The 12632-nt window shown below is 53.8% G+C and carries 8 protein-coding genes; 3 read left to right on the plus strand and 5 right to left on the minus strand.

Annotated elements, in window-relative coordinates:
• The first annotated feature begins 239 nt into the window (after window positions 1-239).
• A complete protein-coding gene (locus tag FDW95_RS11130) occupies window positions 240-1562 on the plus strand; it encodes an MFS transporter (RefSeq protein ID WP_115257220.1) in 1323 nt (440 codons plus the stop codon).
• A gap of 84 nt (window positions 1563-1646) precedes the next feature.
• On the opposite strand, the gene FDW95_RS11135 is transcribed toward FDW95_RS11130, so the two are convergent.
• Together FDW95_RS11135 and pdeH are read right to left on the minus strand one after the other, a co-directional pair.
• On the minus strand, window positions 1647-3707 hold the full coding sequence (locus tag FDW95_RS11135; RefSeq protein ID WP_115257219.1) for an AsmA family protein: 2061 nt from the start codon (window positions 3705-3707) through the stop codon (window positions 1647-1649).
• 78 nt (window positions 3708-3785) lie between these two features.
• On the minus strand, window positions 3786-4553 hold the full coding sequence (gene pdeH / locus FDW95_RS11140; RefSeq protein WP_096759173.1) for a cyclic-guanylate-specific phosphodiesterase: 768 nt from the start codon (window positions 4551-4553) through the stop codon (window positions 3786-3788).
• Between the two features lie 231 nt (window positions 4554-4784).
• Here pdeH and FDW95_RS11145 point away from each other — a divergent pair, with 231 nt between their 5' ends.
• Window positions 4785-5714 (plus strand): sugar kinase, encoded by a 930-nt coding sequence (locus FDW95_RS11145; RefSeq protein WP_096759172.1) that lies wholly within the window; start codon window positions 4785-4787, stop codon window positions 5712-5714.
• Between the two features lie 99 nt (window positions 5715-5813).
• On the opposite strand, the gene FDW95_RS11150 is transcribed toward FDW95_RS11145, so the two are convergent.
• The 3 genes from FDW95_RS11150 to hmsP all read right to left on the minus strand — a co-directional run bounded on the left by FDW95_RS11150 (window position 5814) and on the right by hmsP (window position 10979).
• Window positions 5814-7307 carry a pitrilysin family protein gene (locus FDW95_RS11150; RefSeq protein ID WP_115257218.1) on the minus strand — a complete coding sequence of 498 codons (1494 nt, stop codon included), beginning with the start codon at window positions 7305-7307 and terminating at the stop codon, window positions 5814-5816.
• Between the two features lie 221 nt (window positions 7308-7528).
• Complete coding sequence (locus tag FDW95_RS11155) at window positions 7529-8815, minus strand: dicarboxylate/amino acid:cation symporter (RefSeq protein WP_115257217.1); 1287 nt, start codon at window positions 8813-8815, stop codon at window positions 7529-7531.
• A 178-nt stretch (window positions 8816-8993) separates the two neighbouring features.
• The gene (gene hmsP, locus FDW95_RS11160) at window positions 8994-10979 is read right to left on the minus strand and encodes a biofilm formation regulator HmsP (RefSeq protein ID WP_096759169.1); all 1986 of its coding nucleotides are present in this window, start codon (window positions 10977-10979) and stop codon (window positions 8994-8996) included.
• Between the two features lie 424 nt (window positions 10980-11403).
• Here hmsP and megL point away from each other — a divergent pair, with 424 nt between their 5' ends.
• Entirely contained in the window at window positions 11404-12600 is a 1197-nt protein-coding gene (gene megL, locus FDW95_RS11165) for a methionine gamma-lyase (protein ID WP_096759168.1), read from the plus strand.
• The last annotated feature ends 32 nt before the right edge of the window (window positions 12601-12632 follow it).

Raw genomic sequence — 12632 nt, forward strand, 5'->3', positions numbered from 1 at the left:
CGCCCGCTCTCACTGATTCAGTGAATAAATCCAACCCGTAACTTTTATTTAACCAAAAACCAGTTTTATCATCCAAGTTTTAAATTATGTGAAGCATTTCATAGAAGCGAAATCTTCGGCCTAAACATTATCCCCTTTTTGCCCGATTTTTGACCAAGCGCAACGTTTGTTACAGATTGAAATGTCTCTTTTGCTGTGCGTAATATGACCGTTCGTTCGACAAAAAATAAGAAAATATTATGCAAGCAACCGCCACAACGCTCGACAACGAACAGGAACACACCCCGGTCAATTCGCGCAATAAAGTCGTCGTCGCCTCACTCATCGGTACCGCCATTGAGTTCTTCGACTTCTATATTTACGCGACCGCCGCGGTGATCGTTTTCCCCCATATCTTCTTCCCGCAGGGCGACCCGGCGGCGGCCACGCTGCAGTCTCTCGCCACCTTTGCTATCGCCTTTGTGGCGCGGCCGATCGGCTCGGCGGTGTTCGGACATTTCGGCGACCGCGTCGGGCGTAAGGTCACGCTGGTTGCTTCGCTGCTGACCATGGGGATCTCGACGGTGATTATCGGCTTGTTGCCGGGTTATGCGTCGATTGGGATTTTCGCCCCGATCCTGCTGGCACTGGCGCGTTTTGGTCAGGGATTGGGTCTTGGCGGTGAATGGGGCGGTGCTGCATTGCTGGCCACAGAAAATGCCCCACCGCGCAAACGGGCGCTCTATGGGTCCTTCCCGCAGTTGGGCGCACCGATCGGCTTCTTCTTTGCCAACGGCACGTTTCTGCTGCTCTCCTGGCTGCTGACCGATGAGCAGTTTATGAGCTGGGGCTGGCGTGTACCGTTTATAGCCTCTGCGGTACTGGTGATTATCGGTCTGTACGTTCGCGTCTCACTGCATGAATCCCCGGTGTTCGCCAAAGTCGCGGCAGCGAAAAAGCAGGTTAAGATCCCGCTGGGAACCCTGCTGACAAAACATGTTCGCGTCACGATCCTCGGCACGTTTATCATGCTGGCGACCTATACGCTGTTCTATATCATGACCGTTTACTCAATGACCTTCAGTACCGCCGCCGCCCCTGTGGGCCTTGGTTTACCGCGTAATGAAGTCCTGTGGATGCTGATGATGGCGGTGATTGGCTTTGGCGTGATGGTCCCGGTTGCCGGACTGCTGGCCGACGCGTTTGGTCGTCGCAAGAGCATGCTCATCATCACCACGCTTATCATTCTGTTCGCCCTGTTCGCCTTTAAACCGCTGCTGGGTTCTGGCAATCCGTCGCTGGTCTTTGTCTTCCTGCTGCTGGGGCTGAGCCTGATGGGGCTGACATTCGGCCCGATGGGCGCGCTGCTGCCGGAGCTGTTCCCGACCGAGGTGCGCTACACGGGCGCGTCGTTCTCGTATAACGTTTCATCGATTCTCGGCGCGTCCGTGGCCCCCTACATCGCGGCATGGTTGCAAGGTAACTATGGTTTGCCGGCCGTCGGGATTTATCTGGCATCGATGGCCGCATTAACGCTGATCGCGCTGCTGTTAATCCACGAGACGCGTCATCAGTCGTTGTGATTCTTTTGCCGGATGGCGGTGTAACCACCTCATCCGGCCTACGTTGAGCATGAAATCCAGGCCGGGTAAACATCCGGCCAGACATCACTTCTTCATTTGCGACAAAATCGTCCGGCACTGATTAGCCTCACCTTCTGACGGTGAGATGAGTGCCAGCAGGGCGGCAGCCGGCGTGACGAGCGTTGCCAGTGCCGCGGCGACGGCCCCACGCGCAATCAACGGCCCTGCTTTCACTCCGGCCTGTGGATTTTTGAATGTCCCGCGAACATACAGCGGTGAACGCAGCGTAATAATACGAATGCCTTTACTCTCCGGATCGACGGTTAAATCCAGCTGTTCAGAGGCAAAACTCGCTGTTCCGGTAACATTGATAACCGCATTTTCGGTATCAAAAGCAAAAATTTGCGGGCGCGCAACGCCATTGACGATGTCCAGATTCGCCGCCGCACAGTTCACTCGCACTTCGTCATCACCAAATATCTGTCCGACGATATAGTTGCCCAAATTCAGCCCCACTATTTCCATCAGGTTTCGACTGATCAACCCATCGTTCATCAACAACTTCAGGTTGCCATTACTGTTTCCGAGCAGCGCAGCCACCGAATTCCCGCTCCCGCGAAATTCGGCATCACCATTCATTTCACCGAGCGTTTTCTGCATCAGTTCCACATCCGGCATCAGCTCTTTCAGCTTCAGACGACGCGCCTGAATAGTCGCCCGGCCCTGCATCGGCTTTTTATCCCCTTCCAGATGAATGCGAGAGACGATGCTGCCTCCTGCCAGACCAAATTTCAGCGGCTGCAGTTGCAGGTCGGCATTGTTCAGGATGATATGGGCGGAGAGATCGCTTACCGGCAGGCTGCTGCCGTGCTCAATACGCCGTCCCTTGAAGCGCACATCGGCATCCATCACGTTCCATTTATCGGTTTCGAAACGGTCATACGGCAAGACTTTATCCGCGGGCTGAACGCTCTTCTCGCCTTTACGCTGTTCAGATTGTTTGGCGCGTTGTGCACCTTTACCGGAGTCCACGCCAATCAGCGGCCCTAAATCCGCCAGCCGCAGCTGGCGCGACTCAACGTCGCCTTCCAGTTTCGGGCGCGGCTGGCCGGTGGTGTAAGCCAGCGTGCCGTGAATATCACTGTCGCCGATGCGGCCATTAAAGTCGCGATAACTAAATACGGCAGATTTCTCACTGCCTATTTTGGCCACCAGCCGCCCGTCAGTTTCAAAGGGGGGAGTATCCGGCAGCAGAACGCCGGTCAAATCGTACAAATCCCCGAGCGAATCACCGGAGAATTTCAACTGAAGATCGACGCCGCCCATATTCATCGGGTCATTTACCGCACCGACAAAGGCCACCCGCGTATTAGCTGAACGGAAATCGGCCTGCACCGGGAACGGTGTGCCTTCGCCGCGTAACGCCAGCATCCCACCGATTTTTCCACTGCCGGTTAGCGGTTCACCGCGATACCGCCCTTGTGCCTTCAGGCCGAAAACGTAATCGCCAACGTTGGCACGCTTTTCTGTGCTTTTCGTTCCCGTCACTTCGCTAAAGGGCAACGGTTTGCCCAGCGGATCAACGACGATCTCAATCTCCGATTGGGTGATCTTATCGTTGATGGCGATACGTCCTTGATCGAACAAAATATTATCGAGTCGAAATGACCAGGCTGAAGGCGGGGTGTTGGGATCGGGGTTTTCACTCCCCGCGAGGGTAAAGGTCCAGTTGTTGTTTTTCTCCGACAGGCGAATAAGCCGCGCGTCCGGTTTCACCAGCTTAATCCACGGTAGCCAGACCGTTTTGGTCAGCAACGCCAGCGGCGCGAGCGTGGCTTCAACGCGCGGGAGATGCACCATGGTGATGTCAGGGATATCCGGCGGGTTGCCGAGGATAATATCCTCCGCATGAATGTGCGGCCACGGAACCCAGCTTCGCCAGCCGGTTTCCTGCTTCTGGCGTTCCCAGACGACGCCCAAATCACCGCGTATCGCGAACGGTCGGTTGAGTTCAGTAGAGACTTTCTGGTTGATGGTCGGTTTGAGCCGGTTCCAGTCAAATGTCGCAATCACGATGATGAGTACGACGATCAACAACAAGAAAACCCCTGATACTGCTATGGTTATTTTGCCTGCTTTCGTCATCTTTTACCTCCTCACTTTCTTCCTTGCCTGTTCTAAAGATAGTCCAGCAGGGTTAAAAGGAGGCCGATGACGCCAACATCACAGCGACAATATCACCTCTTCAAGGGTATTCAGGGGAACCGGACGCGAGAGAAAATAGCCCTGCGCAGCGAACGCCGGTGAGTTTTGCACGTCGCGCCACTCTTCCAGTGTTTCCACACCTTCAACAATCACACCGCGGCAATAACGGTTCATCAACTGCAGCAGCAGTGTGAACAGGTTGCGGCCTTCCGGCGTCTGGCGCAGCATAATAAACAGATCCCGCGCTACCTTAATGTAGTCATAGCTGACTTCGCTCAGAGCGGAGAAATTCGCCATCCCGGTGCCAAAGTCATCCAGCCAAAGCGGGCCAAACTCGCACATTGAGGCAAATGACGCTCCCTTCGGTAAACGAATATGCTCCACCAGTTCAAAGCGCAGCCACGGCAGGCATTCAATGATTTTCAGTATGTCGGGATCCTGGCGCATCGCCAGCAGCGTCGGGCCATCGACGTTCACCGACGCCAGCAGGTCGTGGGCTCTGAAAAAGTCGCTTTTCAGTTGGAGTTGCAGAAGCTGCTCTTTCACCACGTCAATACGATGACGTACGGCTATTTCGGCAAAATAGCGGTCCGGCGCAAGACGCTGGGCAGGATTGTCAGGATGGCTCACCACTGTCAGCAGTTCAACGGCCATCAGCCGCCCATTGGTCTGGTAAATCGGCTGGTAGGTGTAAGCACGCTCGCACTGCAGCCAATAGCGTCTCTCCAGCAAGCTCTCGATACTCGCATCAGGCGTAATTAGCTGCTGGGTAACCTGCTTTATCATCTGAGATGTCCTGTAAATAAGAGTGTGACTGACCGGACTCGTCAAAGGTTATCGGCGCTCGGGCGCAGAACTTTACGTTCAGCACATCGCAAAATAAAAACCAGGCAGCAAAAAAATTGCGCAGAATACGCGTTGGCTCAAAAAATTAATGGAACGATGTTTTAATATAGTTGACCACTTAACACCCACAGCGCACACTACCGTTAATTTTTTTCAGAGCAGGTTACGACTATGTCCAGCAAGATTGCCGTGATTGGCGAATGCATGATTGAACTGTCACAGAAAGGCGCAGACGTTCAGCGCGGTTTCGGTGGCGACACGTTGAATACATCCGTTTATATCGCCCGTCAGGTCGATTCTGCGGCCCTTTCTGTACACTATGTCACGGCGCTGGGCACGGACAGTTTCAGCCAACAGATGCTGGAATCCTGGCATGGCGAAAACGTCGATACCTCATTAACGCAACGCATGGACAATCGCCTTCCGGGTCTCTATTACATTGAAACAGACAGCACCGGCGAACGTACCTTCTATTACTGGCGTAATGAAGCCGCGGCAAAATTCTGGCTGGAGAGTGAACAATCCGCCGCCATTTGCGAAGAGCTGGCGACGTTCGACTACCTGTACCTGAGCGGTATAAGCCTGGCGATCTTAAGCCCGACCAGCCGCGAGAAACTGCTGTCACTGCTGCGCGAATGCCGCGCCAACGGCGGAAAAGTCATTTTTGACAACAACTACCGCCCGCGCTTGTGGAGCAGTAAAGAAGAGACGCAGCAGGTGTATCAGCAGATGCTGGAGTGCACCAATATCGCGTTCCTGACGCTGGATGATGAAGACGCGCTGTGGGGTGAAAAACCCGTTGCTGAGGTCATTGCCCGTACCCACGCGGCCGGAGTGCAAGAAGTAGTGGTGAAACGCGGCGCAGACTCGTGCCTGGTGTCTATCAATGGCGAAGAGCTCATTGATGTACCGGCGGTAAAACTGCCGAAAGAGAAAGTGATTGATACCACTGCCGCGGGCGACTCATTCAGCGCAGGGTATCTGGCCGTACGCTTAACCGGTGGTGATGCCGCAGAAGCCGCCAAACGCGGTCATCTGACGGCCAGCACGGTGATTCAGCATCGCGGGGCGATTATTCCCCGCGACGCAATGCCGCAGTAACTTATTGTTCTTGTAGGCCGGATAAGGCGTTAACGCCGCATCCGGCATTGGGTACGCCGGGGGCGCTTCGCTTGCCCGGCCTACAGGTTACGATACCCTCTACTGTACTGGCGGAATATCCGTCACTTCAGGATGCGACTCATCGGTTTCAACCGACGCTGCCGCAGCGGCCACCGGCGCCATGATGGCATCCCACGTCGCCTGCAGATCCTTCATATTGAATTCCGGCTCACCCTTCGGCTGCAGCAGAATGAGTGCCATTTCTTGCGACAGTTGCTGGCGCAGGTCCTGATTCAACATTTCTACGGTCAGGCCATTGAGGAAGTTCTGACGTAAACGCTGGTACTGTTCCGGCGCAATATCCACCACCTGATTTTGCAGCGAGCGCAGGCGCTGGCTGATTAAGATATCGGTATCGGTTCGGCCATAGGTGGCAAACAGCTTCTGCAGTTCCAGATTTTTTTGTGCCACCAGCGCGTTAAATTCATCTTCCGGCAGCCCCTTATCACGCACTTTCGCCAACTCACGCGCCACCGTACCCAGATTCGCATTCAGCTTATCATTCGGTGACTCAACGTTAATGGCGCACTGCGCACGCAGGAACAACACCCGACAGTCAAAGCCGAGGCCGATATCTTTCGCATTGTTTTTAGTAAGCGTCTGCTGAATGTGCCAGAACAGCGCTTCACGGGCTAAATCAGCACGCCAGTAGCGCAACAGCGCGGCAGATTCACGAATCGGTTGCCACGGCGTATCCCACATGATGGAGAGGCGATCCTGGCGTACCGCATCGGTCATAATGCTCACCGCTTCAGCGCGTAGCGGAGAAAGTGTCGGCACCGGTGCCGGAGTCTCACGTTTACCTTTTAATTCGCCGAAGGTTTTGTTGATTTGCTCTGCCACGTTACGTGCGTCAACGTTGCCGACGATAATCAGCGTCATGGCATCCGGGGTATACCATTTCTGGTAGAACGACTGGATTTTCTCAGCATCGACCGGGGTTTTCAGCGGATCGGCAGGATCGTGTCCCAGCAGCGTTGATCCTTTCAGTCGGTAGCGCCACCAGCCTTCTTTGGTGTCCACCGGCCAGGTTGTCACCATATCTTCGCTACTCAGCGCATGGTTGATGGTTTCTGGCGTGATGGTCAGTTTGCCGGAGATAGTCGCCAGATAAGAGAGCGACTCTTTCAGCAGGTCGTTACGGCTGTTGGGCAAGCTGAGGTTATACAGTGTGGAATCATAGGAAACGATAACAGGCGGCATGGGACGCTTGGGATCGAACCCCTGCTGCCACAGTGAACGGGCTTGCGTGGCATCAAGGCCACCGCTTTGCGTCAGCGCGATACGCGGGATCGCATGGCTGAAACCACTCTGTTGTGTATTTTCGGTGAGTGAACCGGTATTAACCAGCAGGCGAACCTCGATACGGTCGCTGGGGCGCTGGGGGGTGGCTAATACTTGCCACTGTAAACCGTTTGCCAGCGTACCCTGTTGCCACGCCGGGTCAGGCTGGAGCGCATCTGCCTGCACATAGCCGGCAGAGGCCATCATCAGCAAGCTGCCCGCTAAAAGTCGAATTTTTGTGCCCTGCATGTGAACCCCTGATCAACAATCCTGGTAATAAAAAGACAGCCCTGAACAGGACTCTCTGAATATGACGTTAAAACACTTCGTGTTAGACCGCGAAAACATAAAAATGTCACGGAAGAAGTGAAAAAATCCCGAAGCCATCGGATCGACAGCTTCAGGTACAGGGGGTAATTATGCGCAGGAGCCCGTAGCCCTACAAGGGACTACGGGCAGAAGTGACGAGATTAAGAGGATAAATCGTGCGTTTTGCCATCCTGCGCACGGTTATTCAGCGTGTCATCCAGCTTTTTGGTATCCAATTCTTTCACCCACTTAGCCACAACGACCGTGGCCACACCGTTACCAATCAGGTTGGTCAGCGCACGGGCTTCAGACATAAAGCGGTCAATACCGAGAATCAACGCCAGACCGGCAATCGGTAAATGGCCCACAGCGGAGATCGTCGCCGCCAGGACAATGAAGCCACTTCCGGTGACACCCGCAGCCCCTTTCGAGGAGAGCAGCAGCACCACCAACAAGGTTATCTGATGGAAGATATCCATATGACTGTTCGTGGCCTGAGCGATAAACACCGCCGCCATCGTCAGATAGATCGAGGTCCCATCAAGGTTAAACGAGTAACCGGTAGGGATAACCAGCCCGACCACCGACTTCCGACAGCCCAGTTTTTCCATCTTATCAAGCATACGCGGCAGCGCGGACTCGGAAGATGATGTCCCCAGAACGATCAGCAATTCTTCACGGATATAGCGGATAAACTTGAAGATGCTAAAGCCGGTTGCACGAGCAATAGACCCCAGCACCACCACCACAAATAGAATACAGGTGATGTAGAAGCAGATAATCAACTGCCCCAGCTGTACCAGCGTACCGACGCCATATTTACCGATGGTAAAGGCCATGGCCCCGAAAGCACCGATTGGCGCCAGGCGCATGATCATATTGATGATGCCGAAAATGACCTGCGAGAAGCTTTCAATCACGTTGAAAATCATTTGGCCTTTGCTGCCCAGACGGTGCAGCGCGAAACCAAACATCACCGCGAACAGCAATACCTGCAGGATGTTGCCGCTGGCGAACGCGCCAATGACGCTACCTGGGATAATATCCATCAGGAAGCCCACAATCCCCTGGTCTTTTGCCTGCTCAGCGTAAATCGCGACAGCTTTGGCATCCAGCGTGGCCGGATCAACGTTCATCCCGGCACCGGGTTGCACCACGTTGACAATGATAAGACCGATGATCAGCGCAATCGTACTGACTACTTCAAAATAAAGCAGTGCAACCGCACCCGTGCGGCCTACTGCTTTCATACTTTCCATGCCTGCAATGCCGGTAACGACAGTACAGAAGATGACGGGAGCGATGACCATCTTAATGAGCTTAACGAACGCGTCGCCAAGCGGTTTCATTTGGGCGCCCAATTCAGGGTAGTAATGGCCAAGGAGAATACCGATGGCAATCGCTGTCAGGACCTGAAAGTAAAGGCTTTTGAATATTGAGGTTTTCATAGGGTGTCCTTAAAGTAAAAACCACAGGTCTTGTAAGGTTTTATTTAACCTGCGGCCCTAAAGTAACACCCACACAACATGACAGAAATGTACAAAGATCATAATTGATACAAAAATGTTAAAAATTTTGAGCTGGCTCGCACAAGCGCACCCTTTTTTAAGTTTTGTAATCAGCCCATTACTGCGTTAAATAACGTTCTTCGAAGATATCTGCCGGAACTGGACGGGCAAATAAGAATCCCTGCGCCACTTCCACGCCCGCCTGTTCCAACCACGCGCGTTGGGCTTCGGTTTCGACACCTTCAGCAATCATCTGTAAATCGAGGCTGTGCGCCAGCTGAATAATCGCCGTGATCATGCTGCAATCCTCAGGCACGCCGTCGACAAACATCTTATCGATTTTGAGCACATCCACCGGCAGCGACTTCATATGCTGTAGCTGGCGTAAACCGGCGTAGCCCATACCAAAGTCATCCAACGCGATACGCACACCTGCATTACGCAGCGGGCGCAAAATGGCAACGGCCGCGTTGGGATCATCGATATGTCGGCTTTCGGTCACTTCGAGAATCAGCGTGCCGGGCTTCACACGATACCGGTTTAGTAGTTCCAGCAGGTCTGACACCATATTCGGGTGCATTAACTGCAGTGCAGAAAGATTGACCGATAGTGGAAGCATCAGACCGCGCTCCTGCCAGGCAGCAAGCTGGCGGCAGGACTCTTCCAGCACCCAGTACCCGACAGTTACCATCAGACCACAGGATTCAATCCTGTCGATTAACCCTTCCGGCAGTTCCCAGCTTCCATCCGGCTGCTGCATCCGTAACAGCGCCTCCGCACTCAGTATTTTGCCGCTGGCAATTTCTACCTGCGGCTGCATCCACAGCGCAAAGTGCTGGTTGTCCAGCGCGGTAAGAATGTCGTTCTCTTCCGTCAAACGCTGCTGAGCTTCTTCCATTTGCTGCGGGTCAAAGAACTGAATCTGGTTTTTACCCTTCCGGCGTGAGGTGAGTGCCGCAGAGAGCGCACGGCTGTAAAGCTGCTCTGCGGTTAAGTCGCCATAAAACATCGCGACCCCAATATTGCAGTTGGGGCGCAGTTGGATGCCGTGGATAGGCAAACGCTCATTAATGATAGTGAGTACTTGCTGACCTAATGTGATGGCATGCCAGGGTTCCTTCACACCATGCGCAATAATGGCAAAATCGTAGCCACTGACCTGGGTAAGCACCATTCTGGGCGCCAGTACCGACTTGAGTTTTTCGACAACCGTCAGCAGCAGGATTTCCCGCTGAGTTTCGCTCAGCACGCCTGCGGTATCCCGCAACGTTTCGCAGGTGACAATCATCAGTGCTGTGGTCTGCTTACGGGATACAACCTGCTCCAGCAGCCCCATTAAAAACGTTTTGTTGGGCAGTTCGGAGACCGGAAAACGCATTGAATAGTCGCTCAACTCTTCGCTGCGGCGCTGCACCAACTGCTGGTTCAGGTTGTAGCTGCGCACCAGCATGCCAATCTCATCATCCTGATGCAGGCGCGGCAGCGCCAGTTGGTAGCCCATTAACGCCTGCTGAGGGATCTCATTCAGTTCTCGGGCTATTTTACGCAACGGATGCACAATCAAGCGGTTAATACACCAGGAGATCGCCACCGTCAGGACCAGGGATAAAAGTAAGTAAATGGTCACTAACGTTGAGAGCGTGCTCATCACGAATTTGTACATACGGTACGAATCTGCCTGCAGCACCAGATAGGCCAGCGGCTGTGGGTTGGCAGAACGCTCCAGAGAATAGACCGGCAGCGAGATCTGCACCGGTAGTTCGAACAGACGCGTCACCGTTACCGGGACCGAACGTTCGGGAATAAAGCTCATCCGCAAAGCCTGAAACTGATTCGGCAGTACCACATCGGCACGGCTGACCACGCCCGCGGGCTGAATTCGCCGTAAAATCGTCTCCGCTTCGGGGATATCCCCTTTCAGAATGGTGGCCGACAGGGGCTCACGTACAGAGCGGGCGATACTTTCCAGTTGCGTAGCCGTGTTATAGCGGTTCTGCTGTACCAAATGAAACAGCAAAACGGTGCAAAAAATAAAAACAAACACCATGACTACGGCCGCAACCATCGCCATCTGCTTAATTGTTAACGAGCGACTGACACGCAAACTGACTCTCCATGGATAAATAAAACTGCCGTCAGAGTATACCCGATCATAGCGTTATTAAGAGAGGCGCTATCTGAAAAGTTCCCATCGTGTATTTTCGCCGCAGGTTTGACGCCTGGCGTGGCAAGTTACCGACAGAAAGGCGAAAAAGACCGCAAGATTACGCCTCACCGGACAAGCCCGGCTTATCGATGATTCTGCGGTAACACATCACCCCAACCACTTCGCCAGTACCCCGTCTGCGTGAAGCCTCGCATTCACGTTTATCTCGCCGTAACTGGAAAGTTATTTGCCAGCTGGCAACTTTCCTGACGGCATCTCAAATGATTAAATTACTAACACATTGATATCTATACATTCATGTTCTGGCACAGCGATTGCTATTTGACTGTGAGCTGTTCTGTTCCGAATCAAAGGAGATATCATGTCTGACTGTCGTGCTTACGGATTCAATACCCAGATCGTTCATGCGGGCCAACAACCCGACCCTTCCACTGGCGCGCTCAGTACGCCTATTTTCCAGACGTCAACCTTCGTTTTTGACAGTGCCGAACAGGGCGCCGCCCGCTTTGCGCTTGAAGAACCCGGCTACATCTATACGCGCCTTGGAAACCCCACCACCGACGCGCTGGAGAAAAAGCTGGCTGTGCTGGAAAGAGGCGATGCCGCGCTGGCAACTGCATCCGGTATTTCAGCCATCACCACCTCGTTGCTGACCCTTTGCCAGCAGGGCGACCATATCGTTTCCGCCAGTGCCATTTACGGCTGCACTCACGCTTTTCTGTCACACAGCCTGCCGAAGTTCGGCATTAACGTCAGCTTCGTCGACGCCGCCAAGCCGGAAGAAATCCGCGCGGCCATGCGCCCGGAAACCAAAGTGGTGTATATCGAAACACCAGCAAACCCAACGCTCTCGCTGGTTGATATTGAAACGGTCGCCGGGATCGCCCATCAGCAAGGCGCATTGCTGGTCGTGGATAACACCTTTATGTCGCCCTACTGCCAGCAACCTTTGCTGTTAGGTGCCGACATCGTGGTGCACAGCGTGACCAAGTACATCAACGGCCACGGGGACGTGATTGGCGGTGTGATTGTTGGCAAGCAGGAATTTATCGACCAGGCACGGTTCGTCGGGCTGAAAGATATCACCGGCGGCTGCATGAGTCCGTTCAACGCCTGGCTGACGCTGCGCGGCGTGAAAACGCTGGGCATCCGAATGGAGCGCCATTGTGAAAACGCGTTAAAAATTGCCCGCTTCCTTGAAGGGCATCCGGCCATTACCCGCGTGTATTACCCTGGCTTGCCTTCACATCCGCAGTATGAGCTGGGTAAACGTCAGATGAGCCTGCCGGGAGGAATTATCAGCTTCGAAATCGCCGGCGGCCTCGAGGCTGGCAGACGGATGATCAATTCTGTAGAATTGTGCCTCCTCGCGGTCAGTCTCGGTGACACCGAAACCCTCATTCAGCACCCAGCGTCTATGACACATTCGCCCGTTGCGCCAGAGGAACGGCTTAAAGCAGGTATTACCGACGGACTTATCCGTCTTTCTGTTGGTCTTGAAGATCCAGAAGATATTATTAACGACCTTGAACACGCCATCAGAAAGGCAACATTCTGACTATTACGGCCTGAACCGATGCAGATCGGTTC

The sequence above is a fragment of the Citrobacter sp. wls718 genome (genome assembly GCF_005280945.1).
GTDB lineage: Bacteria > Pseudomonadota > Gammaproteobacteria > Enterobacterales > Enterobacteriaceae > Citrobacter > Citrobacter gillenii.